29 protein-coding genes, 1 pseudogene and 1 riboswitch are annotated in these 26,362 nt (G+C 65.8%); of the genes and pseudogenes, 11 read left to right on the forward strand and 19 right to left on the reverse strand.

All coding sequences use genetic code 11. From position 1 onward, the window contains the following. Window positions 1-106: 106 nt before the first annotated feature. On the reverse strand, window positions 107-349 hold the full coding sequence (locus AB0313_RS12200; RefSeq protein ID WP_141943930.1) for a hypothetical protein: 243 nt from the start codon (window positions 347-349) through the stop codon (window positions 107-109). 77 nt (window positions 350-426) lie between these two features. Between AB0313_RS12200 and AB0313_RS12205 the strand changes: the two genes are divergently transcribed. The 4 genes from AB0313_RS12205 to AB0313_RS12220 all read left to right on the forward strand — a co-directional run bounded on the left by AB0313_RS12205 (window position 427) and on the right by AB0313_RS12220 (window position 2,798). Continuing rightward, window positions 427-915, forward strand: a complete 489-nt coding sequence (locus AB0313_RS12205; protein WP_307307514.1) for a MarR family transcriptional regulator — start codon at window positions 427-429, stop codon at window positions 913-915. Between the two features lie 77 nt (window positions 916-992). Further along, window positions 993-1,559, forward strand: coding sequence for an SSI family serine proteinase inhibitor (locus AB0313_RS12210; protein WP_366305764.1), 567 nt, complete (start codon window positions 993-995; stop codon window positions 1,557-1,559). Next, window positions 1,516-2,469, forward strand: coding sequence for a 3-methyladenine DNA glycosylase (locus tag AB0313_RS12215; protein WP_366305766.1), 954 nt, complete (start codon window positions 1,516-1,518; stop codon window positions 2,467-2,469). Before AB0313_RS12210 ends, AB0313_RS12215 begins: the two co-directional genes overlap by 44 nt. Continuing rightward, window positions 2,466-2,798 carry a serine protease inhibitor gene (locus AB0313_RS12220; protein WP_141943936.1) on the forward strand — a complete coding sequence of 111 codons (333 nt, stop codon included), beginning with the start codon at window positions 2,466-2,468 and terminating at the stop codon, window positions 2,796-2,798. Before AB0313_RS12215 ends, AB0313_RS12220 begins: the two co-directional genes overlap by 4 nt. A gap of 104 nt (window positions 2,799-2,902) precedes the next feature. On the opposite strand, the gene AB0313_RS12225 is transcribed toward AB0313_RS12220, so the two are convergent. Together AB0313_RS12225 and AB0313_RS12230 are read right to left on the reverse strand one after the other, a co-directional pair. Further along, window positions 2,903-6,034, reverse strand: coding sequence for a S8 family serine peptidase (locus tag AB0313_RS12225; protein WP_366305768.1), 3,132 nt, complete (start codon window positions 6,032-6,034; stop codon window positions 2,903-2,905). Window positions 6,035-6,286: 252 nt separating this feature from the next. After that, entirely contained in the window at window positions 6,287-6,472 is a 186-nt protein-coding gene (locus AB0313_RS12230; RefSeq protein ID WP_141943938.1) for a hypothetical protein, read from the reverse strand. Between the two features lie 246 nt (window positions 6,473-6,718). Between AB0313_RS12230 and purS the strand changes: the two genes are divergently transcribed. From purS to purL, 3 genes are read left to right on the forward strand one after another with little or no spacing between them, the layout of a single operon-like run. After that, window positions 6,719-6,970, forward strand: coding sequence for a phosphoribosylformylglycinamidine synthase subunit PurS (purS, locus tag AB0313_RS12235; protein WP_015935902.1), 252 nt, complete (start codon window positions 6,719-6,721; stop codon window positions 6,968-6,970). 1 nt (window position 6,971) lies between these two features. Then, window positions 6,972-7,745, forward strand: a complete 774-nt coding sequence (gene purQ / locus AB0313_RS12240; protein ID WP_366305770.1) for a phosphoribosylformylglycinamidine synthase subunit PurQ — start codon at window positions 6,972-6,974, stop codon at window positions 7,743-7,745. Further along, on the forward strand, window positions 7,742-10,051 hold the full coding sequence (gene purL / locus AB0313_RS12245; RefSeq protein ID WP_366305772.1) for a phosphoribosylformylglycinamidine synthase subunit PurL: 2,310 nt from the start codon (window positions 7,742-7,744) through the stop codon (window positions 10,049-10,051). Before purQ ends, purL begins: the two co-directional genes overlap by 4 nt. An 84-nt stretch (window positions 10,052-10,135) precedes the next feature. On the opposite strand, the gene AB0313_RS12250 is transcribed toward purL, so the two are convergent. The 5 genes and pseudogenes from AB0313_RS12250 to AB0313_RS12270 all read right to left on the reverse strand — a co-directional run bounded on the left by AB0313_RS12250 (window position 10,136) and on the right by AB0313_RS12270 (window position 12,774). Further along, complete coding sequence (locus AB0313_RS12250; RefSeq protein WP_366305774.1) at window positions 10,136-10,738, reverse strand: hypothetical protein; 603 nt, start codon at window positions 10,736-10,738, stop codon at window positions 10,136-10,138. A gap of 457 nt (window positions 10,739-11,195) precedes the next feature. Continuing rightward, window positions 11,196-11,489 carry a DUF503 domain-containing protein gene (locus AB0313_RS12255; RefSeq protein WP_141943946.1) on the reverse strand — a complete coding sequence of 98 codons (294 nt, stop codon included), beginning with the start codon at window positions 11,487-11,489 and terminating at the stop codon, window positions 11,196-11,198. Window positions 11,490-11,502: 13 nt separating this feature from the next. Then, window positions 11,503-11,823, reverse strand: coding sequence for a putative quinol monooxygenase (locus AB0313_RS12260; protein ID WP_141943948.1), 321 nt, complete (start codon window positions 11,821-11,823; stop codon window positions 11,503-11,505). Beyond that, window positions 11,820-12,368: pseudogene (locus AB0313_RS12265) on the reverse strand (DUF1990 domain-containing protein). Before AB0313_RS12265 ends, AB0313_RS12260 begins: the two are co-directional and overlap by 4 nt. Then, on the reverse strand, window positions 12,361-12,774 hold the full coding sequence (locus AB0313_RS12270; RefSeq protein WP_366305776.1) for an MmcQ/YjbR family DNA-binding protein: 414 nt from the start codon (window positions 12,772-12,774) through the stop codon (window positions 12,361-12,363). The pseudogene AB0313_RS12265 and the gene AB0313_RS12270 overlap by 8 nt, the downstream one beginning before the upstream one ends. A gap of 45 nt (window positions 12,775-12,819) precedes the next feature. Between AB0313_RS12270 and AB0313_RS12275 the strand changes: the two genes are divergently transcribed. Further along, window positions 12,820-13,857 (forward strand): 2-oxoglutarate and iron-dependent oxygenase domain-containing protein, encoded by a 1,038-nt coding sequence (locus AB0313_RS12275; RefSeq protein ID WP_141943955.1) that lies wholly within the window; start codon window positions 12,820-12,822, stop codon window positions 13,855-13,857. A gap of 4 nt (window positions 13,858-13,861) precedes the next feature. On the opposite strand, the gene AB0313_RS12280 is transcribed toward AB0313_RS12275, so the two are convergent. From AB0313_RS12280 to AB0313_RS12300, 5 genes are all read right to left on the reverse strand, one after another. Further along, a complete protein-coding gene (locus AB0313_RS12280) occupies window positions 13,862-14,287 on the reverse strand; it encodes a CoA-binding protein (protein ID WP_307307547.1) in 426 nt (141 codons plus the stop codon). A 66-nt stretch (window positions 14,288-14,353) separates the two neighbouring features. Further along, window positions 14,354-15,277: a hypothetical protein gene (locus tag AB0313_RS12285; protein WP_366305778.1), complete on the reverse strand. Its 924-nt coding sequence runs from the start codon at window positions 15,275-15,277 to the stop codon at window positions 14,354-14,356. Then, the gene (locus tag AB0313_RS12290; RefSeq protein WP_366305780.1) at window positions 15,274-15,825 is read right to left on the reverse strand and encodes a sigma-70 family RNA polymerase sigma factor; all 552 of its coding nucleotides are present in this window, start codon (window positions 15,823-15,825) and stop codon (window positions 15,274-15,276) included. Before AB0313_RS12290 ends, AB0313_RS12285 begins: the two co-directional genes overlap by 4 nt. Window positions 15,826-16,121: 296 nt before the next feature. Then, window positions 16,122-16,493, reverse strand: coding sequence for a DUF1508 domain-containing protein (locus tag AB0313_RS12295; RefSeq protein ID WP_366305782.1), 372 nt, complete (start codon window positions 16,491-16,493; stop codon window positions 16,122-16,124). Between the two features lie 191 nt (window positions 16,494-16,684). Continuing rightward, the gene (locus AB0313_RS12300) at window positions 16,685-17,974 is read right to left on the reverse strand and encodes an adenylosuccinate synthase (RefSeq protein WP_286401502.1); all 1,290 of its coding nucleotides are present in this window, start codon (window positions 17,972-17,974) and stop codon (window positions 16,685-16,687) included. Window positions 17,975-18,363: 389 nt separating this feature from the next. Further along, window positions 18,364-18,467: riboswitch (SAM riboswitch) on the forward strand. A gap of 12 nt (window positions 18,468-18,479) precedes the next feature. Here AB0313_RS12300 and AB0313_RS12305 point away from each other — a divergent pair. Continuing rightward, on the forward strand, window positions 18,480-19,688 hold the full coding sequence (locus AB0313_RS12305; RefSeq protein ID WP_366305784.1) for a cobalamin-independent methionine synthase II family protein: 1,209 nt from the start codon (window positions 18,480-18,482) through the stop codon (window positions 19,686-19,688). 202 nt (window positions 19,689-19,890) lie between these two features. Beyond that, window positions 19,891-20,523 (forward strand): uracil-DNA glycosylase, encoded by a 633-nt coding sequence (locus AB0313_RS12310; RefSeq protein ID WP_141943970.1) that lies wholly within the window; start codon window positions 19,891-19,893, stop codon window positions 20,521-20,523. A 151-nt stretch (window positions 20,524-20,674) separates the two neighbouring features. On the opposite strand, the gene AB0313_RS12315 is transcribed toward AB0313_RS12310, so the two are convergent. From AB0313_RS12315 to AB0313_RS12325, 3 genes are all read right to left on the reverse strand, one after another. Next, window positions 20,675-21,097, reverse strand: coding sequence for a DUF3151 domain-containing protein (locus AB0313_RS12315; RefSeq protein WP_366305785.1), 423 nt, complete (start codon window positions 21,095-21,097; stop codon window positions 20,675-20,677). Beyond that, window positions 21,098-22,117, reverse strand: a complete 1,020-nt coding sequence (gene fbaA / locus AB0313_RS12320; RefSeq protein WP_141943973.1) for a class II fructose-bisphosphate aldolase — start codon at window positions 22,115-22,117, stop codon at window positions 21,098-21,100. It abuts the gene before it with no gap. Window positions 22,118-22,235: 118 nt separating this feature from the next. Next, on the reverse strand, window positions 22,236-22,892 hold the full coding sequence (locus AB0313_RS12325) for a TrmH family RNA methyltransferase (RefSeq protein WP_366305786.1): 657 nt from the start codon (window positions 22,890-22,892) through the stop codon (window positions 22,236-22,238). Between the two features lie 71 nt (window positions 22,893-22,963). On the opposite strand from AB0313_RS12325, the gene AB0313_RS12330 reads away from it, so the two are divergent. After that, window positions 22,964-23,800 carry an HAD-IIA family hydrolase gene (locus AB0313_RS12330; protein WP_141943977.1) on the forward strand — a complete coding sequence of 279 codons (837 nt, stop codon included), beginning with the start codon at window positions 22,964-22,966 and terminating at the stop codon, window positions 23,798-23,800. Here AB0313_RS12330 and AB0313_RS12335 read toward each other — a convergent pair. From AB0313_RS12335 to AB0313_RS12345, 3 genes are all read right to left on the reverse strand, one after another. Continuing rightward, window positions 23,797-24,837: a thioesterase domain-containing protein gene (locus tag AB0313_RS12335; protein WP_366305788.1), complete on the reverse strand. Its 1,041-nt coding sequence runs from the start codon at window positions 24,835-24,837 to the stop codon at window positions 23,797-23,799. The two genes, AB0313_RS12330 and AB0313_RS12335, sit on opposite strands and share 4 nt — an antisense overlap. A gap of 69 nt (window positions 24,838-24,906) precedes the next feature. Next, window positions 24,907-25,527: a hypothetical protein gene (locus AB0313_RS12340; RefSeq protein WP_366305790.1), complete on the reverse strand. Its 621-nt coding sequence runs from the start codon at window positions 25,525-25,527 to the stop codon at window positions 24,907-24,909. Between the two features lie 82 nt (window positions 25,528-25,609). Continuing rightward, window positions 25,610-26,356, reverse strand: a complete 747-nt coding sequence (locus tag AB0313_RS12345) for a GAF and ANTAR domain-containing protein (protein ID WP_141946587.1) — start codon at window positions 26,354-26,356, stop codon at window positions 25,610-25,612. Between the last annotated feature and the right edge of the window lie 6 nt (window positions 26,357-26,362).

The raw sequence follows: 26,362 nt of genomic DNA on the forward strand, positions 1-26,362 counted from the left end.
CCCTTCCCGAAGCTCGGGCGAAAGCGCATGTGACTCCAAGGGGAGCCAGTGCCCTCATTTTATGCCCGGGGCCGGAAAAAGGCGCCGGCGCAGGGGACGGGAATTACTAGCGCAGGGATCGGTCTTCGGGGTTCTTTGGCACTACGTAGGTGCTGCCGTCGGACCTGGTGATGGTTTCCCACTGCCGGGTCTCCGCCTGGCGCTGGGCCAGAAGCCGGCGGTTCTCTTCAGTCATGTCGTGACCGAGTGCCGTGCGGCTGGCGGGGCCGAAGATGGCCCGCAACTTCCCTGTGGCCCGCATGAAGCGCTGGGAGGCATTGCCCCTGTCCGCGGACTTGTCCCTGCCCATGAAGAGGTTCCTTCCACTCACCGTTTACCAGTAACAAATGTACACTAATGATTAGTGCACTAACAATTGGAGGATCCATGACCGCCACAGCGGCAGCGAATGCAGAGACAACGCCCACGGCAGACCCGGACGTGGCGCGGGAGGAGGATCTGCTGCTGGAACACCAACTCTGCTTTGCGCTGACAGTGGCAGCGCGCAGCGTCGTGGGGGCCTATAAACCCGTGCTTGAGAAACTCAACCTCACCCATCCGCAGTACCTGGTGATGCTCTGCTTGTGGGAGGACAGCCCGCGGACCGTACGGAACATCAGCGAGGCGCTGGCCCAGGAACCGGCCACCATTTCCCCGCTCCTCCGCAGGCTGGAAGCGTCCGGACTGGTCACGCGCCGCCGCGCCGACGGCAACGAGCGCGCACTCGCCGTCGAACTGACCCCGAAAGGCGCTGCCCTGCGGCAGGAGGCGCTGCGGGTTCCGGGCACCATGATGGAGCGGCTGGGCCTGACCCGCAAACAGGTCGCCGAACTGCACGCGTCCATGATGGGCCTGATCGCCGCCACCTCCGCGTAGCTGTCCCCGTGTGCGGGACGCCGACCGCCGGCCCGCGCCAAGCGACTAGAATTACTGGACGAAGGAGAGGTGGCCTGATGCGCAATTTTCGGATGCTCGCAGCAGTCCTGGCATTGGCCGCCGGACTGGTCTCCGGTTGCAGCGGCACTCCGGACAGCGGGACCTCCGCGTCGGGGGCCTCCTCCACCGGATCCGCAGCGTCCTCCCCAGGCGGCGGCCCGGCCACTCCCTCCCCGGACACCGAAACCTCGATTGCTGCACCCGCTCCCGCCACTTCCCGGCCAAGTGCCGGCGCCGGGCAGGGAAACGCTGAACTTGCCATCACCGTAGTTCCGTCCCAGGGCGCGCCGGAAGTCGACTACACCCTGGTGTGTTCCGCCGGCACGCCGGCCGCGGAAAGCAGCCACCCGAATGCCGCGGCAGCCTGTGCAGCACTGAAGGCAAATCCTGGCATTGCTGCCCCGGCCCCACCGGGAACCGCGCAGCCCTGCACCCAGCAATACGGCGGCCCCCAGACAGCCACCATCTCGGGCGTGGTGGATGGTGTTGCCGTGGACTCAAAGTTTGCCCGGACCAACGGCTGTGAGATCAGCGCCTGGAATGCCGCAAAGGACGTGTTGGGCGTTGCCGGTGGAGCCTCTTAAGGTCCTGGCGCCGGATGACGCACGCGCAAGGGAAGAAACCCACATCCGGCGCGTCAGCCGCTACGCCGATCCCTATCTCGCACGCCGGTCAGCCGGCCGGAAACATCCGGTGGAGGACTTCCTTTTCACCTACTACACCCAAAAGCCCGGCCAGTTGAAGCGGTGGCACCCTGGTGCCGGAGCAGTCCTGACAGGCAGTCAGGCAGCCATGCGGGCGGCCTGGAAGCATTACCGGACGCTCGACGACGGTGAACTTGCGTCCCTGGGGCTGGCTGCGGCAAGTACCGCGGTCACTTTCGATCGGGACGCCTTCCTGGCCGACCGCAAGGAAGCAGTGGCCTTCGCCGGCATTATCCTCCGCGGCACGGCGGCACGGCCGGCGCAGTTTGGCTGTTTTGGGCTGCACGAGTGGGCCATGGTCTACCGTCAGGACAAGTTCGACCTCCGCCACGAGTACCTGCAGCTGCGGCTGGGGGCTGCTGGCACCGACAAGGTCGTGGAGGACAACAGGATCCGCTGCACCCACTTCGACGCTTTCCGGTTCTACACCCCGGACGCCATCCCGCTCAACGAGCATTCGCCCAGCCGCGAAACCCAGCGGCACATGGAGCAGCCCGGTTGCCTGCACGCCAACATGGACCTCTACAAGTGGGCCTACAAGTTGCTGCCCGCGCTGCCCAGCGAACTGGTTATGGACTGCTTTGAACTGTCCTGGCGGATCAGGGCGATGGACATGCAGGCTTCCCCCTATGACCTGGCCGACTGGGGCTACCCTGCCATCCCCATCGAGACGCCCCGAGGCAAGGCCGCCTACGTGGAGTACCAGCGCGCCTTCGCGGACGAAGCGGCCCTCCTGCGGGAAAGGCTTGCCACGGAACTTGGAGCCATGTCTGGGGGACCACCCCGGTGATCGACCTGACCATCAGCATCCGGGAGGACAGCAACGCCCCGGAGCACGTCTTCCGACTGCTGTCCCTGGACGGCAAGCCGGCTGCCGGGACCACGGTGCCGCAGCCGGTGGCGGCATTGGCGGCCGTGGAGCGGTTCGGCGCAGACCTCTTCTTCCCCAAGCCCGGGCCGCCCAGGCTATGCACCCAGCAATACGGCGGCCCGCAGGTGGCCGTGGTCACGGGAACATTCCATGGGCGCACCGTCCACTCGACCTTCACGCGTACCGATGGCTGCGAAATCGCCCGTTGGAAGGCCATGGCACCCTTGCTGGGCGGGACGGCTGCCTAACCTTTGGCAGGACCGGAAGCTGCAGGAACGAAAAAAGGTCCCGGGCGGTCTCTCGACCGCCCGGGACCTCCCCCCAGACCTTTCTGATCAGATACCCGGGCTGGTCAGGTGCCCGGCACAGCCTGGGCCAGATCAAGCTGTGGCGCGCCCGCCGGCGCAGGGGCAGTGCCCTGTCCCGCCTGGACGTTCACCCAGGTCCTGATGCCGTTGCTGCCAAGGCTCAGCCGGGAGAGGTAGGAGCCTTCAGCGAGTCCCGTCCAGTTCAGCGTCGCCGAGGTGGCGGTTCCGTTCGGTGCCGTGATGGGGTTCGGGTTCACCGTAAGGTTCCCCGCGTCACCGGCGAAGGTCACCGCCTGAACGGAGGCAGTGGCCGGTCCGTTGTCAGGCGTGGCGTACAGGTTGGCCACCACGTAGTAGGTGCCGGCCTTCGGCGACTCCAGGTCCAGGAACTCACTGGCCGACGCCGTCGCCACCTGGATGGGGGTCAGGCCGCCCGAGCCGTTCGGTGCGTAGACCACCATGTCCCAGTCGACGTCGTTGGACTGCGCCTGGATGCCCAGGCGGGCAAAGGAGGCGCCGGCGGGCACCTTCACCTGGAGCAGGGCGTTGTGCGCGTCATTCGTGGGCGCGTACCCGCCCGGGGCCTTGGTAACGGCGGTCTGGCTCAGCGGGGCCAGGCCCTCCACTCCAACGGCGATGGGGCTGTCCGAGCCGGATACCAGTTCCATGGTGCCGCTGCCGCTGCCCGTGGCCGAACTGAACGAGAAGGACGGCGCGATCTGGGCGTCAACCGGACGGATGGCCACCGGCGACGTCACCGTCCGGGGCCCCTTCCAGGTGAGGCTTCCGGTGCTGAACTTGCCCACGGGTGCACTGACATTCCGGATGGTCACGATCACTTCGCGGGTCTGGCCTGCCTTGGCGAAGTTCAGCGCGTTGGGTTCCACGGTGACGTTGAAGCCCGGCATGTTCACCTCGGGTCGGTACATGCCCGGCACCAGTGCGGTGAGCTTGCGCTTCACCTGGACTTCGCCCACCAGACTGCCCAGGGCGATGGAGGGAAGGTTGAGGTCACGGGCAGCGATGGAGCCAGCCTGCGGAGCCCCGGTTTCCACGCCCTGGCCGTTGAGGAAGCCGAGCCAATCCTGGATGCCGGAGTCGTACACCAGGCCGGGGTCGAGGACCCGGGTGGAATCGACGTGTCCGGCGCCGCCCTGGAACGGGTCCGTGTTGGGTGAACCGTCGGCGTTGACCAGCGGGTAGGCGGTGGTCATCATCGCGGACTTCACCATGGCGGGGGTCCACTTGGGCTGCTTGCCCAGCACCAGGGCGCCGAAGCCTGCGATGTGCGGTGCGGCCATGGAGGTGCCCGACATGAAGCCGAACTGGTCACCGTGGTTGCCGATGGTGGAAACGCCGGCCAGGACATTGACTCCCGGAGCGGAGATGTCCGGCTTCAGCAGGTCACCGCCGGAGGCAAGTGTGGGGCCCCGTGACGAGAATCCCGCAATCTGCGGCGCAGGGGCAGGCGGCAGGCCCGTCAGATCGCCCTTGACCAGGCTGACCGTCAGCGCCGGATTGGCTTCCAGCTTCGACTTCAGCTCCAGGCTCTTTGGTGCATTGACGTGGACAGTGGGGATGACGTGGTTGTCGGCGTCCTCCGAACTGCTGGTGAGGTTCACCAGGATCATGCCCACCCCGCCCTTGTCCAGGACTTCCTGGCTTTTGGCGGTCCTGTCCACCACGCCGCGGTCACAGACAACCACCTTGCCGGCCACCTTGGTGGCGTCCAGGGTTCCCGGGCCGCAGAGGTTGGGGTTTGCCGCACCCGTGGCAGCGGCGGCCGCGGCAAGGACAACCGGCTTGTCCGCCACTTCAGACTTCATGATGGACGCTCCGCGGTACAGCGATCCGTCGGAGACCTTGACCGTGCCCTGCAGGTCGCTGGGGAAGGTGGAGGCGGCCACCGTGGTCAGCCAGGGAGAGGCGTGGTTCACTGTGGAGGCCGTGGGGCCTGAGTTCCCGGCGGAGGCGGAGACAAAGATTCCGGCGGCGGCAGCGTTCAGGAAGGCCAGGGCGACCGGATCGGTGGTGCTGTTGTTGTTGCCGGAGATGGAGTAGTTCAGGACGTCGACGCCGTCCTTGATGGCTGCGTCAACTGCCTCGACGGAGGCGGAGGAGTAGCAGCCTCCGGTGTCAGGGTTGGTGTCCTCCCAGCAGACCTTGTATACGGAGACTTTGGCTGCGGGGGCAATACCCGAGCTCGTGCCGAAACTGGCGCCGTCGATCACCTGCTCAATATTGGCGTTCCCGGCCGCCGTGGTGGCCGTGTGGGTCCCGTGGCTGCCGACATCCACTGGGGAGATCTGCTCTTCCGGCGCACGGTTTTCCGGTGGCACGTACTGAAGGAAGGAATCGGCGAAGTAGCGGGCACCGATGACCTTGGAGTTGCAGAGCGAACCATCAAAGGCCGCTCCGGTCCCCTGGCCCTTTTGGCACTCCCCTTCGAAGGTGGTGCCATCGGCCTTGAGCATGGCGATCTTCCCGTCGCCGGTGCGGTATGGGACACCAACCTGCGCGGCCCCCTGCAGCGGCTTCAGCGCTTCGCCCTGCAGGAAGGGGTTGTCCGGCGCGTAGCCGGAATCGATGACGCCCACCACCACCCCCTTGCCGGCGTTGGCTTCGCCGCCGAGCTGCGTGGCCCAGACGCCGTCAGGGCCGGTGAGCTTGAGGAAGTCGGTGGTGGTGTAGTCAGGCTTGTTTTCGACGTCGGGCGCCACCACCAGGACCCTGCTGTCCCTGGACAGCGCGGCGGCCTGCGTTGCGGTCAGCTCAGCGGTAAAACCGTTGAGCGCTGCGGTGTACTGCTTGGCGGGGGTGACCCCCTGGGCTGCTGCCACGTCCCGTTGCTGGTTTCGCAGGTGGGCGTCATATGCCTTGAAGTTGGGGCTGGCGGCGTCCAGCTTCCTGCCCTGTTGGGGCTTGGTTGCCCCCAAGCCTGCGGCTCCCCCTTCGTAGGCAGCGGCGGCCGGGCCGGCGAGTACCACGATGTACCGGCCGTCCTTGAACTGGCTGTCGCTTGTGGCGGAGGAAGCGTTCCCTCCCCCTTGGCCATCCGGCGCGGCGGATGCTGGTCCTGCGGCCAGCGAGCTGAGAATAAGGGGCAACCCGACGGCCAGGGCCGCCGCCTTCCGGAGTCCCCCAGCCCGCAAGGGGCTCTTTCCAGTTGATTTCACGTGCAACCCTTTCACCATGTGCCGCCCAGCCTTGGCGGGCGCCCGAACGACTGGAACCGCAGAGAGGATTACAAACCTTGTAATCCTCTGAGACCAGACTGTTCACAGAGTACAGACTGAGAGCGTGATATGACATAGGGCACATTCTCGGATTTTCTGCTTGTCATATGTGCCCGGCGGCGCGCGGCGGAACACGGAAAAGGGCGGCCCCGAAGGGCGCCCTTCTCACGGGTGGGGAATCAAGGCAGTGCGCTAGTGGCGCGGAGTACGCACCACGTCGCTGATCCACTGCCGGGTTTTTTCGTCGACAGGGCCTGCCACCCGCGTTTCGCGGGCCAGTCGGTCCGCCTTCACCTTCTGGAACACCATCCTGCCCAGGCCGGCAAAAACCGCCGCGGCAACCATGGGCAACAGCACGGACTTCGATTTCTCAGCCATTCAGCAATAGTAGTGAAGGGCTTACGGCAACTCCAGAACCCCACCTGCGTGCTGCCCCTGGCCCGGTCGCTGCCAGGGTTCCGCTCGCTGGATCTGCCGGATGCAAGGGGGGTTCGCCGGGGCCGGTAGAATGATAGGGCAAGCTCGCGGAGCGCCCGTCCACCATGTCCCCCGACACCCCGGTACGGCGTGAGACGGCACCACTCCGCTGCGCCCTTACCCAAGCTCACGCACAGGAGTTACCGGATGCCCCGGATCGTTGTTGACGTCATGCCCAAGCCCGAGATTCTGGACCCGCAGGGGAAGGCAATCGTTGGCGCTCTCCCCCGGCTGGGCTTCACCAGCTTCAGCTCTGTCCGCCAGGGCAAGCGTTTCGAACTGACGGTCGACGGCGAGGTGACGGAGGAAATCCTGGCCCAGGCCCGTGACGCAGCCGAGACCCTCCTGTCCAACCCGGTCATCGAGGACGTCGTCAATGTCGAGGTTGTCGAGGCCTGAGATGACTGAACTTCCCCTGATCGGCGAGGCTGTCGCTGTTGCGGCGGAGCCGCGCCTGGCCGGCGCCCGGATCGGCGTCGTCACCTTCCCCGGCACCCTGGACGACCGGGACGCTGCCCGCGCCGTGCGCCTGGCCGGTGCCACCGCCGTCGAACTCTGGCACGGCGACGCCGAACTCGGCGACGTCGACGCCGTCATCATTCCCGGCGGATTCTCCTACGGTGACTACCTGCGCGCCGGCGCCATCGCCCGGTTCGCCCCGCTGATGTCCAAAATCATCGACGCGGCGAACTCCGATGCCAAGCTGCCCGTCCTGGGCATCTGCAACGGCTTCCAGATCCTCACGGAATCGCACCTGCTGCCCGGTTCGATGATCAAGAACGACCACCTCAAGTTCCTCTGCCGCGACCAGGTGCTGCGGGTCGAAAACACCGACACGGCGTGGACGCTGGACTACCAGGCCGGTCAGGAAATCACCATCCCGCTCAAGAACCAGGACGGCCAGTACATCGCTGACGAAAAGACCCTGGACGCCCTTGAGGCCGAGGGCCGCGTCGTGTTCCGCTACGTGGGCTTCAACCCGAACGGCTCGCGCCGCGACATCGCCGGCATCTCCAACGCCGCCGGCAACGTGGTGGGCCTCATGCCGCACCCCGAGCACGCCGTGGAGCCGGGCTTCGGCCCCGAATCCCTCCACGGGATCGGCGGTTCCGACACGGACGGCCTGGGCTTCTTCACCTCCGTATTGAACAAGATTGTGGGAGGCGACAAGTGACCACCGAAACCAGCAAGAAGTTCAACATCGACACCGTCGAGAACGCCTCGAAGACCCCGGACACGGAGCTGCCCTGGGCCGAGCTGGGCCTGAAGCAGAACGAGTTCGACGAGATCGTCAAGGTCCTCGGCCGGCGTCCCACCGGCGCCGAGCTGGCCATGTACTCCGTCATGTGGAGCGAGCACTGCTCCTACAAGTCCTCCAAGAACCACCTGCGCCAGTTCGGCCAGAAGGTCACCGAGGAAATGAAGAAGGACATGCTGGTGGGCATCGGCGAAAACGCCGGCGTGACCAACCTGGGGGACGGCTGGGCCGTGACCTTCAAGATCGAATCGCACAACTCGCCGTCGTTCGTTGAGCCCTACCAGGGTGCCGCGACCGGCATCGGCGGCATTGTCCGCGACATCATCTCCATGGGCGCCCGCCCCGTTGCCGTCATGGATCCGCTGCGTTTCGGCGCCATCGACCACCCGGACACCGCCCGCGTCATGCACGGTGCTGTGGCCGGCATCGGCGGCTACGGCAACTCCCTGGGCCTGCCGAACATCGGCGGCGAGATGGTGTTCGACTCCGTTTACCAGGGCAACCCACTGGTCAACGCCCTGGCAGTGGGCGTCATGCGCCACGAGGACATCCGGCTGGCCAACGCCTCCGGCAAGGGCAACAAGGTGGTCCTGTTCGGTGCGCGCACCGGCGGCGACGGCATCGGCGGTGCCTCCGTCCTGGCCTCCGAGTCCTTCGACGACACCAAGCCCTCCAAGCGCCCCGCCGTGCAGGTGGGCGACCCCTTCGCCGAGAAGGTCCTGATCGAATGCTGCCTGGAGCTCTTCAAGGGTTCGCTGGTGGAAGGCATCCAGGACCTGGGCGCAGCGGGCATTTCCTGCGCCACGTCCGAGCTGGCCTCCAACGGCGACGGCGGCATGCAGGTTGAGCTGACCTCGGTCCTGCTGCGCGACCCCACGCTGACCCCGGGCGAAATCCTGATGTCCGAGTCGCAGGAACGCATGATGGCCGTTGTCACGCCGGAGAACGTGGAAGCGTTCGAGGCCGTCATGGACAAGTGGGCCGTGGAGTACTCCTGGCTGGGCGAGGTGACCGATACCGGCCGCCTGATCATCACCTGGGAAGGTGACGTGATTGTCGACGTCGATCCCCGTACCGTGGCGCACGACGGACCGGTCTACGACCGCCCGTACGCCCGCCCCGAGTGGCAGGACGCCGTCCAGGCCGATACCTTCACCGGCTCGGTGCAGGACACCGGCCGCCCGGCCGCTCCGGCCGAGCTGGCCAAGGCCGTCACCGAACTCGTGGCGTCACCGAACATGTGCTCCAAGTCCTGGATCACCAACCAGTACGACCGGTACGTGGGCGGCAACACCTCCATGGCGTTCCCGGACGATGCCGGCGTGGTCCGTGTGGATGAGGAAACCGGCCTGGGCGTTGCCCTGGCCACCGATGCCAACGGCCGCTACACCTACCTCGATCCGTACCACGGCGCACAGCTGGCGCTGGCCGAGGCCTACCGGAACGTTGCCACCGCGGGCGCCATCCCCATGGCCGTCAGCGACTGCCTGAACTTCGGCTCCCCCGAGGACCCGGACGTCATGTGGCAGCTGGCCGAGGCCATCCGCGGCCTGTCCGACGCCTGCATGGTGCTGGGCATCCCGGTCACCGGCGGCAACGTCTCGCTGTACAACCAGACGGGCACCACCCCCATCCACCCGTCCCCCGTGGTGGCGGTGCTGGGCAAGCTCGACGACGTTGCGCGGCGCACGCCGTCAGGCTGGCGTGAGGACGGGCAGGCTATCTACCTGCTGGGCACCACGGGTGCCGAGCTGGACGGTTCCGAGTGGGCCAACATGCGCGGTCACCTGGGCGGCCAGCCACCCAAGGTGGACCTTGAGGCCGAGCGCGCCCTGGGTGAGATCCTGATCAACGCTTCGCGTGATGGCATGATCGACTCCGCTCACGACCTGTCAGAAGGTGGCCTCGCCGCTGCCCTGGTGGAGTCCTCGCTGCGCTACGGCGTCGGTGCCCGGATCGCCCTCCAGGATGTCATGGACCGGGACGGAGTGGACCTGTTCACGGCGCTCTTCTCCGAGTCGCAGGGCCGTGCCGTGGTGGGCGTTCCCCGCTCGGAGGAAGTCCGCTTCACCGACATGTGTACCGCCCGCGGCTTCGCCCACACCCGCATCGGCGTTGTGGATGCGGCAAGCGGCAAGCTGGAGATCAACGGCGTGGACGCCCTGTCCCTCGATACCCTCCGCGAAGCCCATGAAGGGACGCTGCCGAAGTACTTCGGCTGATCCTCCCCACCGCCACCCCAACCATCGATTGCTCCGTACTTGTCGTTTTGAACACTCAGAACGACAAGTACGGAGCAATCGTTTTTAAGAACCCCTGCGCCAGCCTGCCTGTGCCAACGCAACCAGCACTTTGGCTGCGGCCGGCTTCGCATCGTTCACCATGTGCCGCCTGGAAATCCTGACCTCCGTCCACCCCACGGCGGCGTACCGTTCAGAGCGCGTTATGTCCCTGGCGATCTGGCTTGCGTCGCCATGGTGTTCGCCCTCGTACTCGATCCCGATCTTGTATTTACGGTAGGACAAGTCCGGCTCATGATGCCTGGTGCCGTCATCAGTGATGATCGGGACGTTCAGCTCCGGCTCAGGCAGCCCCGCACGGACAATGGCGAGCCGGAGCATCGTCTCCTGCGGTGAATCCGCGCCGACCCTAATAAGTTCCAAAGCCTCTTTCGCCTTCCGCAGCCCCCGCTTCCCCTTGTGCCGGTCAACAATCCGCTGCAGATCCGCTATAGAGCACAGCGGCATGTCCCGGCCCTCGAACTCCGGTCTGGGAACGCGCACGCAGCTATCCCCCATGGCCACGACTTCATCCACGGACAACAGCTCCGCCATGTCAAGCCACGTCCGCTCCGGCGTTGTCACCGGAAACCCGAAAATCCCGGTGATTTCCTCCCGATACAGCTTCATGCGGTGCACAAATACGTGGGGCCTGTCCAGGTATGCTGCTCCCTCGGGACGGATGAGGTGATACACGTCAAGGGACTCGTCCTGGCGCCGTTGCGGCAGCGCATAGAGCTCCGCGGCCGTTACATGCGAGGCCGCGCAAAGCTGATTTACCTCAATAAATGGCCGGACTCGCGTGACCAACGGAAGCTCCGTCATCGTGCCTTCCATCCTGATCCCCCTGCCACGGTGTATCAGTGAACGGTGGCGCCAGCGGCGTGGCGAGACTCCGGCATCCGAAGCATCATCAAGGGTAAACGGGCGTCCCCGGAGTTCCTCCGGCAGGGGGTGTGGAGTCCTCATCGATTCATCAGAGCAGAATCCCAGAGACCGTGCAGAAGTTATCCACACCCTTCATCGACTGCTGAGTACTTGTCGTTTTGTAGCGTCAAAACGACAAATACTCAGCAGTCGATGATGGCTAGTCCTCGCTGTGCAGCTCCCGCTGGCGGACGCTGAGCAGCTCAATCTCCGGCCGGCCTGCAATGAAGCGTTCGACGGCGGCGAGCACCTCCACGAGGTGCGCCCGGTCGGCTGCCACCAGCCCTGCGCCGAGCTGTGTACGCCGGTACTGGCTGTGGTCCCCCACCTCGGCGACCGACACCTCGAAGCGGCGTTTGAGTTCAGCCAGGAGCGGCCGGACCACGGAGCGTTTCTCCTTCAGGCTGTGTATATCCCCGAGGAGGATGTCGAACTCGATCCAGCCGATCCACATGGCCGGGCCTTCCTTAGTCGATGGTGAGCTCACCCATCAGGTCCCAGCCTTCACCCTCGAGCTGGCGGCTGACGATCCTGGGGGTCTCGGCGAGGGCCTGCGGCATGTCCTCCATAGCCTTTTTGAAGTGCGCGCTGTTCACGTGGTCGCCGGCGGCGTCATCCTTGAAGGCCTCCACCAGGACGTACTCGTTGGGGTCGTCAAGGCTCCGGGACCAGTCGAACCACAGATTGCCCGGTTCCTGCCGCGTGGCTTCGGTGAAATCTGCCACCAGGGCGGGCCAGCGGTCGGACCAATCGGGCTTGACCTTGAACTTGACGACGATAAAGATCATGGGGTTTTTCCTTCCGCGGCGAGACTGCGTGCCCCTTCAATGTACCGGGAAGTAACGTACCGTTGCGTCGCCCGGGTCACCAGGCCTCCGGCGGCGTAGAACCAGTTGGCGGGCCGGCTGAAGGCGCGGATCCTCAGTCACACCTCTCCCTGGCTGTCGATCTCCACTTCGAAGGATTCCTCCCCGCGGGCAGGGTGGCCCGGCAGCGTGCCGTACCCAAACCCTGCGGATTGGGGGACACCGTCGGCGGAGGGTTCGTGGACCCAGACCACCTGGCAGGGGGCGGGCAGGCGGAAGGGTCCGACGCCGAATCCGCTCACCACGCGTGCCCCGCGCGCTGCCCGGGGTGAGTCGGCCTGGACCTGCAGCCCGGCCCGCCGCTGCAGCTCCCAGCCCAGGATGCCTTCCGCAACGCGGCGGTATACGTCCAGGCCGCTTCCCAGCCGAGTTTCCTCCAGGACACGGCCATGTCCTTCCGGGGCTGTGCCCTGTTCGGTGCTTCCCACTCCCGGATAGTCGAGCTTGGCTGATCCCTTGTCAGTCATTGCTGCCTGCCCTTTCGAGGCGCGCCCACCCCAATTGTTCCTGCTGCTTCCGGCTCAAGCCTGCCACGACCAGGTCGTACGAGTCCTCCACCATGTCCCGGACCATCCCGTCCGGCAGGGAGCCGTCCAGACGGACGCCATTCCAGTGGGTCTTGTTCATGTGCCATGCGCCGGTAATCGCCGGGTGCACGGCACGAAGTTGCACCGCCAGGGCCGGCTCGCACTTCAGGTTCACGTAAAAATCGCGCTCATCCATGGATGACAGGGCAAACAGCTTGGCCTCGTGGCGTGTTCCGCCGGCGACGTGGGCACGGACCTTGAAGACCGAGGTCTCCGGTCCGAACGGAAAATCCTCGTAGGCTCCGGGGAACGAGAGACAGATTTCCCGCAGCGAATCTGGGTCCATAACGGAAGCCTATAAAGCGGACCGGCTCGGTGCTAGTCTGCGAGGATGTCACGCGACCAGGGAGCCATACCTGTTCTGGACTTGAGTTCCGCCCGGCAGCCGTACGGGTCTTTCCGCCCTGAGTTCATTGAGGAGCTGCGGCACGCCACCCACGATGTCGGGTTCTTCCAAATCACCGGGTACGGCGGCCGGACGGGCCAGGCCGAAGAGCTCCTGGACCTGGTCCGGCGCTTCTTCAGACTGCCGCTGGAAGAGCGAATGAAGCTGGACAACCGCCTGTCGCCGCACTTCCGCGGCTACACGCGCATGGGCACGGAGGTGACGCAGGGCCGGGCGGACGCCCGGGAGCAAATCGATTACTCACCGGAGCGGGAGCCGGTCAGGGACTATCCGGACCACCAGCCCTACTGGCTGCTGCAAGGCCCCAACCTTTGGCCGGATGACACCTTCCCGGAGCTCAGGCCTGCCGCGATGGAGTGGGCGGAACTGATGTCCGAAGTTGGCATGGAGTTGCTGCGGGCCATCGCTGTTTCGCTTCAGTTGCCCGAGGACTACTTCGATGAGCCCTTCCGTGATTCACCCGCCTGGATGGGAAAGCTGGTGCACTACGTGGGCGGAGTAGTGGAAGCAGCTGGAGACCAGGGCGTTGGCTCGCATGCGGACTATGGTTTCGTGACCCTCCTGCTGCAGGACGGCGTTGGCGGGCTCGAAGTGCTGCCGCCCGGCACCAGCGAGTGGCTGCCGGTGGAACCCCTCCCCGGGGCGCTGGTGGTGAACCTTGGCGAGATGCTGGAAGTAGCCACGGAAGGATACCTTGCGGCCACCGTCCACCGCGTGCAGGCCCCGCCACCCGGCGTGGACCGCTACTCGGTGCCGTTCTTCTGGTCGCCGCGGCTTGATGCGGTCATCGAGCCCCTGCCGCTGGCTCCGGAACTGAAGGCAGCTGCCCGGGGCATCACTGATGATCCTGCCAACCCGCTCCTGGCGTCCTTCGGCATGAACATGCTCAAAGGCCGGATGCGCGCGCACCCTGACGTCACCGAACGGCACTATCCGGAGCTGCTCAAGCGCCAAGGTTCGTGAAGCGCTAAAGGTTGTACTTCCACGCGAGCTGTACCGGGCAGGCGTTCATCACTACGTCCAGCCCTGCGGCCTTGGCGCGTTCCGCCGCTGCCTCGTCGATGACCCCCAGCTGCAGCCACACGGCTTTTGCCCCCGCAGCAATAGCCTGGTCCACCACGCCGCCCACCTTTTCCGAGTTAATAAAGCAGTCCACGACGTCGACCGGCTGCTTCTCCGCGGGGATGTCACCGAGGGATTGGTACCCGGTTTCGCCATGGACGGCATCGCCGCGCAGGTTGACGGGGATGATTTCCATGCCGAGCCGGTCGCGGACGAACAGCGAAACATCGTAGGCCGGGCGCGCTTCATTGGTGGTCAGACCGACGATGGCCCAACGTCCTTTGGTTCGCATAAGGCGTTCGGTTACTGCAGGATCATTCGTGTGGCCCATGGGGCCAGCCTACGTGAACTACGCCGGGCACCGCGGAAACCGCCGGGCGGTTGTGCCGCCCCTCCGCTATTTCGCCGGGGTAACGCTCTTCTGGCCACCGCCCTGTGGGCCCGCTTCCCCGGACTGTCCCTGGGCAGGCGCCGGACCGGCGTTGCCCGGGGAAGTGTCCGGCTTCCGGCCCGCAGGACCGGACGCGCCGCCGCTGTTTGCCAGGGCAGTCGCTGCCGGAAGTTCAGCCTTTCCTTCTTCTGCGGCGCCCGCCCCTGCCGGCGTCCCATTCGCCGCTCCGGGGCCCCGGCCGTCCGTGCCGCCGCCGTTTGTGTTGCTTTGCGGTGCGGCAGCGGCGGATCCCGCCGCGCAGTTTCGCACACCGATGCCGGCGTTGCGGCGCAGCGGACCGGGGCATGCTGTGCCGTTGTGGCCACCCTGACGCCGGAGGAGCTTCGAGGACAGGTCCGCGGCGTCGTCCACCAGATGGGGCGCCGGGACGGAAGCAGCACCGGGAAGGTCGCCGTCCGCCGCGAGGGTGGGCCCACGGTAACCGGAAGCCACCGCGGACGTCCCGGTGGTGGAACCCCTCCACGGAGCCCAGTCCTCCAGCAGGTGCTCCACCGCACTGGTACGGGTATTGGTTGAACTGGCCGCCACGCCGCCGACTCCGAGTCCCATTCCTGCCACCAGGACCAGTCCCAGCGCTGTGGGACGGTGCCGGCGACGACGGCGGCGCGCCAGTTCGTCTCCGGTTTGGGTACCCGCCTTCCGGCCGTCAGCCGGTGTATCCGGGGATTCGTCGTGGACAGCCTTCTCCGGGCTGGACAGTCCGCCTGCGGCAATCAATGCGGCGAGCTCCCCACTGGGTGCCGGCGCGGGCAGCGAGGCCAGGGAACCCAGCGAGAGCAGGGCGTCACGAAGCTCCGAGTCCTGATCGAAGCCGGATTCAAGGAGGATGCCGTCAACAAGCGTGACGAGGTTGTCCCGGGAAGATGTCATGGGGTGAGGTACTCCTTCACTTCCTTGAGTTCCCGGAGTTTGAGCAATGCGCGCCGCTGGAGCTGCTTTACTGCACCGGCACTCTTATCCATGGTCTCCGCCGTCTGCTCCACTGTCAGGCCTCCCACCAGGCGAAGCGACAGCACGTCCCGCTGCTCCCGGGGCAGCCCGTCGAGGAGCGCCAGGACTTCCCGGGGCGAGATGCGCTGCAGGGCTTCCTTTTCCGCCGAGCTGTCTTCGCGCTGGTCCGTCGCTGCCTCGAAGGGCAGCCTGACGGGTGTCCGGCTTTGGCGGCGGTGGTCATCCACCATCCGTGCATGTGCAACCGAGAAAATAAACGTCCTCAGCCCGGCGTCCCCGCCATGCACCGTGTGAAGCCGGGGAAGGACGGAAAGAAACACTTCCTGCATGGCGGCCTCCGGATCCTCGACTCCCCGGGCGGTGAGATAGCCCAGGACCTGTGATGCGTATGTCTTGTAGACGAGGCTGAAGGCAGCAGTCCCGGAAAATGACCGGTCCGGGGCCCCGTCTGTCTGTGCATCGGTCACTGACGTGGTGCTTTCCGTCAAGAAGGGTGTTGGCAAGGCAGGCGCTCAGAACATTCGGAACGCTGCCCTTACCTTACCCTCCGGTAACCACGCCGCCGGAACCGCCACGGCGCCGGGAAGAAGCCATCGGCCGGGGGTCCGCCACGATGCAGCCAACCATGCGGAAAGACAAAAGAGCCGGCCTGGAACGTGATGGGGGACAGGTTCCAGACCGGCACTTCATAGGGGTAATCGCTGAACCGCCCGGAAGGGTTACGCGAATCCCAAAAACTTTTTTCGAAGTTTCTCCCGGGCGGTCAGCGGGTTGCCGCCCGGGTCCAGCGGGGCAGCGTCGCCTGCCGCCGGGGCACCCTGGCCAGCGTGAATGCGTGCAGCCTGGCGGGCATGCGCTCCTCGCCGCAGGCGGGTTCGACGGCGGCGGACGTCCCGGCCGGGACGTCGGCACCGGCTGCAGGGGTTACGGCTGCGGGACGGGAGGATGTTCCAGCGGGGCAAAGGTCTGTGACCAGGCCCGTTCCCGCACATTCCCGTGCCGCGGCAATCCCGGCCGCCACCGCTGCCTTGTCCTCAAACGGGCCGGAAACGGCGATCACCGTCCCGTCCGGGGCCAGCAGCCGGAACCGGAAGAACGACTCAGCGTCGACGAATGCTTCAAATCTTCCGGCCATGACGATCCTTCCTTGGGCACCAGGGGGTAGTACCGAGTGTGGCCGCGGCGCCACCACACTCACAAGACCGTCCGCGTTAAGCCTGTGTAAATTGCATGCCACCGCGGCAGAAGACAAACGGCAGGCCACCCGCCAAGGTGCCTGCCGTCGTCGTAATACCCACCCGTTCCCAGGCGGCATGTGCCCGGAAATCAGTCGTTGATGAGGTCGTTCACCACGATGGTCTGGTCCCGGTCGGGGCCCACGCCGATGGCGGAGAAGCGGGTTCCGGAGAGCTTTTCCAGTGCCAGCACGTAGTTCCGGGCGTTCTCCGGGAGGTCCGCGAGTGTGCGGGCGCCGGTGATGTCCTCGGTCCAGCCGTCGAAGTATTCGAAGATCGGTTTGGCGTGGTGGAACTCGGTCTGGGTCATGGGCATTTCGTCGTGCCGGACACCGTCCACGTCGTAGGCCACGCACACTGGGATCTGTTCGATGCCCGTGAGCACGTCCAGTTTGGTGACGAAGTAGTCCGTGAAGCCGTTCACGCGGGAAGCGTGGCGGGCCAGGACCGCGTCGTACCAGCCGCAGCGGCGCGGCCGGCCGGTGTTGACGCCGAATTCACCGCCGGTCTTCTGCAGGTACATTCCCATCTCGTCGAAGAGTTCGGTGGGGAACGGACCCGCACCGACGCGGGTGGTGTAGGCCTTGATGATGCCGATGGAGCGCGAGATCCGGGTGGGCCCGATGCCGGAGCCAACCGACGCGCCGCCGGCGGTGGGGTTGGAAGAGGTGACGAACGGGTAGGTGCCGTGATCGACGTCCAGGAACGTGGCCTGGCCGCCTTCCATCAGGACCACCTTGCCTTCGTCCAGGGCGGAGTTCAGGACCAAGGTGCTGTCGATGACCAGCGGGCGGAGACGCTCGGCGAAGGACAGGAAGTACTCCACGATCTCATCCACCACCACGCTGCGGCGGTTGTAGACCTTGACCAGGAGTTCGTTCTTCTGGCGCAGTGAGCCTTCCACCTTCTGGCGGAGGATGGATTCGTCAAAGACATCCTGGACGCGGATGCCCAGCCGGGCCACCTTGTCCATGTAGGCGGGGCCGATGCCGCGGCCGGTGGTGCCGATGGCGCGTTTGCCCAGGAAGCGTTCGGTGACTTTGTCCAGGACCTGGTGGTACGGGGCCACCAGGTGGGCGTTGGCGGAGACCCGGAGCCGGGAAGTGTCCGCGCCGCGGGCCTGAAGTCCGTCGATTTCCTGGAAGAGGGCCTCGAGGTTCACCACGCAGCCGTTGCCGATAATGGGGACCGCGTTGGGGCTGAGGATGCCTGCCGGCAGCAGCTTGAGTTCGTACTTTTCACCGCCCACGACGACGGTGTGCCCGGCGTTGTTGCCGCCGTTGGGCTTGACGACGTAGTCAACACGGCCGCCCAGCAGGTCGGTGGCCTTGCCTTTTCCTTCGTCGCCCCACTGGGCTCCTACGATCACAATTGCTGGCATGGGATCCTCCCCCATTCGTTCGGGCTGCCCGCGTCCGGCCACCAAGTGGCGGGCCCGCACAGCGCCGTTCATGAGAATGCCCCGAACATCCGGCCTTCGCCGCGTTGGGACAGCACAGCGAAGCAAGAGTTCCGGGGCTCTTACCACCCAAGTTTAGCGGATATGGCACTTTATCCACCGTTTGGCCCGCCGCAGCCCTTCACGCATCGAGGGGCAACAGGGGCGGCGTGCTATTCGTCCCCAGCCTCCCCGGCCGGCCCGGAGATCTGCCGGCGAGGAGTCCCGGAAGGACGGCCGTCCGCGTTGAGCATGGACACCACCAGGATGTTGGCCCGACACAAACCAAAGCCGATTTGCCCGGACCCTGCCCTCTGGATTTAAGTGAGAGGGAACCATCCGGAGCGGCCGAGAGACCTGGCTTGATGACGCCGCAGCAACCACGGTTCGGCAGATCGCTGCCGGCCGAAGGTGCTACTGCCAGGACCGATGGAAAGGAAGTTCCAGCATGCCCAAGAACACCGACCACATCCGCGTGACGCACGCCGGCTCACTGCCCCGCACCCCTGAGCTCATCGCGGCCAACGCAGCCAAGGAAAGCAACGGGCTCACCCCGGAGTTCCTTGAACTGCTGGAGGCTTCCGTAGTGGATGTAGTGCAGCGCCAGAAAGACCTGGGCATCGACATCCCCAATGACGGCGAATACGGGCACACCATGTCCAGCACCGTTGATTACGGGGCCTGGTGGAATTACTCCTTCGCCCGGCTCGGCGGGCTGGAACCCACCAACGTGGACCGCTGGGCGGAGGCCGAAGTGCGCCGCTCGTCCCCCGGCAACGTGGTCCTGACCTCCTTCCCCGACCGGCGCGACCGGCAGGCCTTCAACGAGGCGTACAACGATCCTGCCTCCGGTATCCTCACGCACCGGAAAAGCGTGGCACAGCCCAAGATTGCCGGTCCCCTGACCTACACGGGCCACGACCTGGTGGCATCGGACATCAGGAACCTGAAAACCGGGCTCGCTGCCGCGGGCCTCACCGAGGGTTTCGTCGCCTCCCTCTCCCCCGGCTCGTGCGCCCGGGTGGCCAACGAGTACTACAAAACGGACGAGGAACTGGTCTACGCGTGCGCCGATGCCATGCGGGAGGAATACAAGGCCATCATCGACGCCGGCCTCACCGTCCAGCTCGACGACCCGTCCCTGGCCGAGAGCTGGGACCAGATCAACCCCGAGCCCTCGCTGGAGGACTACCTCAAGTTCATCCAGCTGCGGGTCGAAGCCACCAACTGGGCGCTGCGGGACCTTCCGCAGGAACAGATCCGGCTCCACGTCTGCTGGGGCTCCTGGCACGGCCCGCACACCACGGACATCCCGTTCGCGGACATCATCGGCTCCGTCCTGCAGGTCAACGCCGGCGCTTACTCCTTCGAAGCCGCCAACGTCCGCCACGAACACGAGTGGCGCGTATGGGAGGACACCAAACTGCCCGACGGCAAGGTCATCATTCCGGGCGTCGTTTCACACGCCACCAACGTGGTGGAGCACCCGGACCTGGTGGCAGACCGCATCGTCCGCTTTGCCGACGTGGTGGGCCGGGAAAACGTGATCGCCTCTACCGACTGCGGACTGGGCGGCCGTGTCCACCCGCAGATCGCATTCGCCAAGCTGGAGGCACTGGGAGAGGGCGCCCGCCGCGCCACCCAGCGCCTCTGGTAGCCGGCAGTATATTCCGGAGCGCCGGCTGTTCCTTCCATCACCGGGAAGGGCAGCCGGCGTTTCGCTTCCGGGGGCTTGCTAAACTGGGGAAGGCCGGCGAGCTCCGGCCCACCCCAATCAACCGCCACCGACATGACGCGCGCCCGCGTGCCCGTTTCGGTGTCGGCAGCAATGCCAATCCCCGCAGGAGAACCAGCCCTTCATGACAGCCCTGGCCCCCGAAACATTCCACGAACAGCTCATGAGCCGCCGCTACGAACCCAGCGTCGCCGCCGTCAACGAACTGTGCGACTCCCTGCAGGAGGCCAAGCCCGGAACCACAGTTCCCTATGTGGACCCCATGCATGACGTGGAGGAATGCCGCATCATCAGCCTGTTCTCCAACATCGGCGAGGCGGATCCGTCCGGGTTCATCACTCCCGGCGACCAGGATGCCGCTACCCGCATGCTCGGCATCCAGTGGAAGCTGGGCCTGCGCCCCGAGTTCGTGATGCCATGGAACGTCCACCCCTGGCACGTCCCGGGCGAAGCCAACGGCAAGTTCACCCCGGACCAGGTCCAGGCGGGCCTGAAGCCCCTGCTGAAGTTCCTGGCGCTGGTCCCCCGGGCCTCGGTAATCGTGGCACACGGCACGGAAGCCAACCGGCTGGCCAACCTTCTCCTGAAGACCGAAGTGCCACTGCTGTGGCGCCGCGGCCTGAAGACCTACAAGGTCCGCTCACTGAGTGGCCGCGCATTCGCCGGCTCCCCGGCGCGCCAGGAGGAGTACCTCGAGGACATGCGGACGGCCTACGCAGACGCCATGGCGCGCACGGGCATCGCCAACAAGGGCTAGCCAGGGTTTCGACAGGCTCAACCACCAAAGACGACGGCGGCCGGTCACCTTTCATCCGAAAGTTGACCGGCCGCCGTCGATATATGGAGGGGCCCTCCGCCGCCGAGGTTTCCCTGCCTGGGCGGAGCGAAGCCTGGGAGCCGGTGGGGACCTAGGAGCCCTCGATGGCCGCCTTGGCTTTGGGGTCGGAATCGTTAAGGAACTTCTCGATCCGCTCCGGCTCATCCGCTTCACCGATGGCCGCCGAAGCCCTGCCCAGGGAGTAGAGGCCCCGCAGGAAACCGCGGTTGGGCTCGTGCTCCCAGGGGATGGGACCCACGCCGCGCCAGCCGTTGCGGCGCAGCGCGTCCAGGCCGCGGTGGTAGCCCACACGGGCATAGGCGTAGGAGTCAATGGTGCGGCCCTCGGCCCACGCTTCCTCGGCCAGGACGGCCCAGAGAAGCGAGGACGTGGGGTGCTTTTCCACCAGGTCCAGGGCCTCGTGCCCGGCCTCCAGTTGCCCGTACACCTCGGTTTCGGCAGGCAGGAGCGTGGGCTCCGGACCCATCAGGTTCCGGCGGAACTCATCCGACATTTAGAAGGTCTTTCCGGCCGAACCGAGCTGCTTGGTGGCTTCCACCACTCGGGCTGCCAGGCCGGCCTCAGCGGAGGCGCCCCAGACGCGGGGGTCGTAGGTCTTCTTGTTGCCCACTTCGCCGTCCACCTTCAGGACGCCGTCGTAGTTCTTGAACATGTGGTCTGCCACGGGACGCGTGTAGGCGTACTGGGTGTCGGTGTCGATGTTCATCTTGATCACGCCGTAGGAGACGGCGTCGGCGATCTCCTGGTCGGAGGAGCCGGAGCCGCCGTGGAAGACCAGGTCGAACGGGTTCTCCTTGCCGATCTTCGCGCCCACCTGCGCCTGGATGTCCTTGAGGATCTCCGGGCGCAGCTTGACGCCGCCGGGCTTGTAGACGCCGTGCACGTTGCCGAAGGTCAGGGCGGTGATGTAGCGGCCGTTCTCGCCGGAGCCGAGGGCGTCGATGGTGGCCAGGGCGTCTTCCACCGTGGTGTACAGCTTGTCGTTGATGGCGTTCTCAACGCCGTCTTCCTCACCGCCGACGGTGCCGATCTCCACCTCGAGGATCATCTTTGCGGCGGCGGTGCGCTGCAGCAGGTCCCGGGCGATCCGCAGGTTCTCCTGCAGGGTCTCTGCCGAGCCGTCCCACATGTGGGAGTTGAACAGCGGGTTGCGGCCGGCCTTGACCTCGGCTTCGGAAGCTTCGAGCAGGGGCAGGACGAAGCCGTCCAGCTTGTCCTTGGGGCAGTGGTCGGTGTGCAGGGCAATGTTCACCCCGTAGTTCTTGGCCACTTCGCGGGCGAACGCCGCGAAGCCCAGGGAACCGGCAACCATGTCCTTGGTGGACGCGCCGGACCAGTAGGCGGCGCCGCCGGTGGAGACCTGCACGATGCCGTCGGACTCCGCCTCCGCGAAGCCACGCAGTGCCGCGTTCAGCGTCTGCGAGGACGTGACGTTGACCGCGGGGAAGGCGAATCCGCCGGCCTTCGCGCGGTCGATCATCTCGGCGTAGATCTCTGGGGTTGCAATGGGCATGCTGGCTCCTCTGCTGAGTTTCGTCTGTGGGTGGATAACCCTCAAGTAGACCGCTTACGGCTTGGCACCATCCTAGCCATTCCGGGGCTTGGAGTGTTCTGGATTACGCCCCGGGGGCTTACACGTGCTGGTTGAAGACGTGCCGGCGGATCCAGGCATGCATGGCGATGGCTGCAGCGGAGGCTGCGTTGATGGAGCGGGTGGAGCCAAACTGTTCGATGGACAGGGTGGCGACGGCGGCCTCGTGGACTTCCGGCGTCAGGCCGGGGCCCTCCTGCCCGAAGACCAGCACGCAGTCGCGTGGCAGGTCGTAGGTTTCCAGCGGCACCGAGTCCGGGAAGATATCGACTCCGATGATTGCCAGATCCTCCCCCTGCGCCCACTGGACAAAGTCCTCCACGGTGGGGTGGTGGCGGACGTGCTGGTAGCGGTCGGTGACCATGGCTCCGCGGCGGTTCCACCGCCGTCGTCCGATGATGTGGACTTCCTTGGCAAGGAAGGCGTTGGCGGTGCGCACCACGGTGCCGATGTTCAGGTCGTGCTGCCAGTTCTCGATGGCCACGTGGAAGTTGTGCCGCCGGGAATCCAGGTCCGCCACGATGGCCTCGTGTTTCCAGTAGCGGTACTTGTCCAGCACGTTGCGCCGGTCCCCGTCGGCGAGCAGGTCCGGGTCCCAGTGGCCGCCCTCGGGCAGCTCGCCTTCCCAGGGCCCGACGCCGACCTCCGCCTTTTCGGGTTCGGCGTCCCCGGGCTGGTGGTTGGGTTCGTCAGTCATGCCGGGCGTTTGGTTCACCCTTCAACACTAGACTGGACTCTTCGGGCAACCATCACGACGCGGAGGCAGGCATGGCAGAAGAGGACCAGGTGGCAGGCAACCCGGCGGTTTACCGCAGCGGGCAGGAGATTGAGTGCTGGCTGACGGACATGGACGGAGTCCTGGTCCACGAAAACCAGCCCATCCCGGGGGCTGCCGAACTCATCCAGCGCTGGGTGGATACGTCCAGGCGCTTCCTGGTGCTGACCAACAACTCCATCTTCACGCCCCGCGACCTCGCCGCCCGCCTCCGCTCGTCCGGCCTGGAGATCCCCGAAGAGAACATTTGGACCTCCGCCCTGGCCACGGCCCAGTTCCTGAAGGACCAGGTGTCCGCCGGGGGCTCGGAGTCGGGCAACCGCGCCTACACCATCGGCGAGGCTGGGCTGACGACCGCGCTGCACGAGGCCGGCTTCATCCTTACCGACCAGAATCCGGACTTCGTGGTGCTTGGCGAGACGCGCACGTACTCGTTCGAGGCGATCACCACCGCCATCCGTCTGATCCTCGCCGGTGCACGGTTCATCGCGACCAACCCGGACGCCACGGGCCCTTCCAAGGACGGCCCCATGCCCGCCACCGGTGCCATCGCGGCCCTCATCACCAAAGCTACCGGCCGGGAGCCCTACATCGTGGGCAAGCCGAACCCCATGATGTTCCGGTCGGCGATGAACCAGATTGACGCCCACTCCGAGACGACCGCCATGATCGGCGACCGGATGGACACGGACATCATTGCCGGCATGGAGGCGGGCCTGCACACCGTCCTGGTCCTCAGCGGCATCACGCACAGGGACGACATTGCAGCCTACCCGTTCCGGCCAAACCAGGTGCTGAACTCGGTGGCGGATTTGAAGAACCAGATCTAGAAGATGCTGACCCGGGTGCCGCCCCGCGGCAGGGGGAAGAACCCGTCCAGCAGTTCCGTCACCAGCGGCCGGTAGATCTGCGGGTTCCAGCCGGGGCTCGCGTGGGCGGGTGCGGCCCCTGTGGTCTGGAGGTTGCTGGACACCATGTTGTCCTTGAACACCACTGCCCAGGTTTCGGACGCCGTCTCGTAGTCGACAGTCCCGTCCTTGGGATTGCCAATGTAGGCCATCTTCGCTGTCCCAAGCTTTCCCGCGAACTGGCTTCCATCGAAGTGGTAGATGTAGGCGGACTCGGTCTGGACCAGCACGTTGGACGGGGCGATCGGGGACAGCTGCTCCAGCGTCTGGTCGAGGATCTGGCGCCAGCTCCGTTCGTCCTTGTGGATGATCCGCTCCCCCAGCTCATATCCGCCGCGCAGGGTGGACGGGAACCTGACGCCGCTCTCGTAAAGGAACACCACGCCGTCGAACCAGCTTTGGTCAAGGACATCATGGGCGCTGTAGGGGCTGGAGTCCAGCAGGATGAATTGCACCTGGATGCCCTGGAGCGCAAGGAGCCGCGCCGCCACCTGCGTGGCGAGCATGCCGCCGAAGCTGTGTCCATAGAAGAAGAGCTTGGTGATCTTCTGCGCGGCGATATAGTCGGCGATGGCGTTGACCACCTCGGTAACGCTCAGCCCCAGGTTGGAATATCCGACGGCGGCGAGCCGGGCGCGCTTGTTCAGCGAGCCACGGAGGGTGTTGAGGATCCACTGCGCCTCCTCCCAGCTGGTCTTGTACCCGGGAAACAGGAACCAGCTGGCGTCCGGGTAGTAGGCGTCGGCGAAGTCGTCCGGAACGGCCAGGATCCTGGTGCTGCGTCGCTGCGACTGCACTTGGCGGGTCACCAGCATGTCTGCTGCGAGCAGTCCGGAGGCGCCGGCACCGGCCAGGAAGGTACGGCGCGAGAAGCGCTTGAGGGCAGCGGCTTGCGTCAGCAGCCGGGCGTAGGAGACCCCTCTCCGGCTCTGCGGATTTACTTCCCCCTCATACGGCACACTCCTACCGTAAGCCCCGGGAAAGTCACCGCCGCAACGGTGGATGTTAACGTTCGGTGACGCTGCGCGTCAGCTTGCGGCCTGGCCTTCCGTGGCCGGAAGTGGAGCCAGCGGCTCGTGCTGGCGGCGGCGGATTTCCAAGCCGATGTCGTTGTAGCGGCCCAGCAGGTCCGCCCCGTCGGGCGCGTCTGGGTTGTCGAGCAGGGCGAAGAGCGCGTCGCTGGCCTGCAGCAATTCCTGGTCCGTGTATTCGCTGAGCGGGCGGCCATACAATTCCTCGATCCACATGACCGGCAGCTGGGGGAAATCACCCGCGTACGCGCCGCCGGGGAAAAGCTCCCTGATGTCGTCGTCCATCGGGAGCGGGCGGCTGCTGGAAGGTCCGTCCACTGCCCAGTCGTGCGCGGCGGGCGTGAGTTGCAGCGAGACCCCTGCGGACCGCGCACCCGGCAACGAGTTGGTGTCCAGGGCGTTGAGATCCCTGCGGAGACCCGCCAGCGCAGAGGACTCGATCAGCGCGGCCTGGGAAAGGTCGACACAGATACGGCAGCGAATGCCCATCCGACGGACACGCCGGATGATGTGGGCAAGTTCAGAACGGGACTCCTGGTGAAGGGTTCCCCGGACTTCAATCCGGACGACGTCTGCAGGGACATCGACGTTAACGAGAGCGTCTAATGCGCGGTCCATAGGTACTCCAAAAGAGGTCTATGGCCGACGGCTCAACCTCCGCAAGCCTAACCCCAGCCGGAGGCCCCGCACAACCCGGACTTCAACTGCCCGTGCCCGGGCTGACCTTTCCCGGTTCCTGGTAAAAGGTGCGTGCACCGGCACCCCCCACCGAATCGACGATCGACCTTGCAACGTCGCGCAATTTGGTATTGCTGTTGCTGGACGCCCCGGTAAGGATTTCGACGGCGTCTGCCTGGCTGCAGCGGTTCTGCGCCATGACGATGCCCACGGCAATGTCGATGGTGGTGCGGGACTCCAGCGTTGCGCGCAGGTTGGACGCACTGTCCGCGTGCAGCGAGAACCGTACGGCAAGTCGCAGGGCCTGCGAGATTTCGCGGGTAAAGTCCCTTGCCCTCTCAGCCGCCCTCCCGTCGAACTTGTGCGGGACGTCGGAGTAGAGGTTCAGCGCAGCCTTTGCCTCACCGTGCAGGTTGAACGGCAGGGACAGTACTGACCGCAGCCCGTGGGAGGCGACGGCCGCAGCGTAGTCGGGGCCCCACCGGTCCTCCTGGAACAAATCCGGGACGTAGACTTCACGCTCGTCCTTGGCCGCGGAAAGGCATGGGCCCTGGGAGAGGGAGTACTGGATTTCATCAACTTCGCGCGCCGAATCGCTGCTCCAGCCGATGGTTGCGGCCTTCCGGTCACGGAGCAAGGTGATGCCACACAGGGCGTCGTCGCCGTCCCCGGCCATCTGATGGGCGGAGAACCGGGCCAGTTCATTGAGGAAGTCCTCAAAATCGGCACTTTCCAGGATAAGGTTCTGGATTTGGTCGGTCGCGCTCAACGTTGC

Source organism: Pseudarthrobacter sp. NPDC080039 (assembly GCF_040702335.1).
Taxonomy (GTDB): domain Bacteria; phylum Actinomycetota; class Actinomycetes; order Actinomycetales; family Micrococcaceae; genus Arthrobacter; species Arthrobacter enclensis_A.

What these genes read in the sequence shown, in the direction of transcription:
- fbaA (WP_141943973.1), bottom strand. Translation starts at nt 22,117, where the DNA reads ATGCCCATTGCAACCCCAGAGATCTACGCCGAGATGATCGACCGCGCG.
- AB0313_RS12260 (WP_141943948.1), bottom strand. Translation starts at nt 11,823, where the DNA reads ATGATCTTTATCGTCGTCAAGTTCAAGGTCAAGCCCGATTGGTCCGAC.
- AB0313_RS12340 (WP_366305790.1), bottom strand. Translation starts at nt 25,527, where the DNA reads ATGGACCGCGCATTAGACGCTCTCGTTAACGTCGATGTCCCTGCAGAC.
- AB0313_RS12230 (WP_141943938.1), bottom strand. Translation starts at nt 6,472, where the DNA reads ATGGCTGAGAAATCGAAGTCCGTGCTGTTGCCCATGGTTGCCGCGGCG.
- AB0313_RS12310 (WP_141943970.1), top strand. Translation starts at nt 19,891, where the DNA reads ATGACAGCCCTGGCCCCCGAAACATTCCACGAACAGCTCATGAGCCGC.
- purQ (WP_366305770.1), top strand. Translation starts at nt 6,972, where the DNA reads ATGACTGAACTTCCCCTGATCGGCGAGGCTGTCGCTGTTGCGGCGGAG.
- AB0313_RS12315 (WP_366305785.1), bottom strand. Translation starts at nt 21,097, where the DNA reads ATGTCGGATGAGTTCCGCCGGAACCTGATGGGTCCGGAGCCCACGCTC.
- AB0313_RS12295 (WP_366305782.1), bottom strand. Translation starts at nt 16,493, where the DNA reads ATGGCCGGAAGATTTGAAGCATTCGTCGACGCTGAGTCGTTCTTCCGG.
- AB0313_RS12215 (WP_366305766.1), top strand. Translation starts at nt 1,516, where the DNA reads ATGCCGCAAAGGACGTGTTGGGCGTTGCCGGTGGAGCCTCTTAAGGTC.
- AB0313_RS12205 (WP_307307514.1), top strand. Translation starts at nt 427, where the DNA reads ATGACCGCCACAGCGGCAGCGAATGCAGAGACAACGCCCACGGCAGAC.
- AB0313_RS12285 (WP_366305778.1), bottom strand. Translation starts at nt 15,277, where the DNA reads ATGACATCTTCCCGGGACAACCTCGTCACGCTTGTTGACGGCATCCTC.
- AB0313_RS12200 (WP_141943930.1), bottom strand. Translation starts at nt 349, where the DNA reads ATGGGCAGGGACAAGTCCGCGGACAGGGGCAATGCCTCCCAGCGCTTC.
- AB0313_RS12325 (WP_366305786.1), bottom strand. Translation starts at nt 22,892, where the DNA reads ATGACTGACGAACCCAACCACCAGCCCGGGGACGCCGAACCCGAAAAG.
- AB0313_RS12250 (WP_366305774.1), bottom strand. Translation starts at nt 10,738, where the DNA reads ATGAAGCTGTATCGGGAGGAAATCACCGGGATTTTCGGGTTTCCGGTG.
- AB0313_RS12275 (WP_141943955.1), top strand. Translation starts at nt 12,820, where the DNA reads ATGTCACGCGACCAGGGAGCCATACCTGTTCTGGACTTGAGTTCCGCC.
- AB0313_RS12330 (WP_141943977.1), top strand. Translation starts at nt 22,964, where the DNA reads ATGGCAGAAGAGGACCAGGTGGCAGGCAACCCGGCGGTTTACCGCAGC.
- purS (WP_015935902.1), top strand. Translation starts at nt 6,719, where the DNA reads ATGCCCCGGATCGTTGTTGACGTCATGCCCAAGCCCGAGATTCTGGAC.
- AB0313_RS12210 (WP_366305764.1), top strand. Translation starts at nt 993, where the DNA reads ATGCGCAATTTTCGGATGCTCGCAGCAGTCCTGGCATTGGCCGCCGGA.
- AB0313_RS12300 (WP_286401502.1), bottom strand. Translation starts at nt 17,974, where the DNA reads ATGCCAGCAATTGTGATCGTAGGAGCCCAGTGGGGCGACGAAGGAAAA.
- AB0313_RS12270 (WP_366305776.1), bottom strand. Translation starts at nt 12,774, where the DNA reads ATGGACCCAGATTCGCTGCGGGAAATCTGTCTCTCGTTCCCCGGAGCC.
- AB0313_RS12280 (WP_307307547.1), bottom strand. Translation starts at nt 14,287, where the DNA reads ATGGGCCACACGAATGATCCTGCAGTAACCGAACGCCTTATGCGAACC.
- AB0313_RS12255 (WP_141943946.1), bottom strand. Translation starts at nt 11,489, where the DNA reads ATGTGGATCGGCTGGATCGAGTTCGACATCCTCCTCGGGGATATACAC.
- AB0313_RS12305 (WP_366305784.1), top strand. Translation starts at nt 18,480, where the DNA reads ATGCCCAAGAACACCGACCACATCCGCGTGACGCACGCCGGCTCACTG.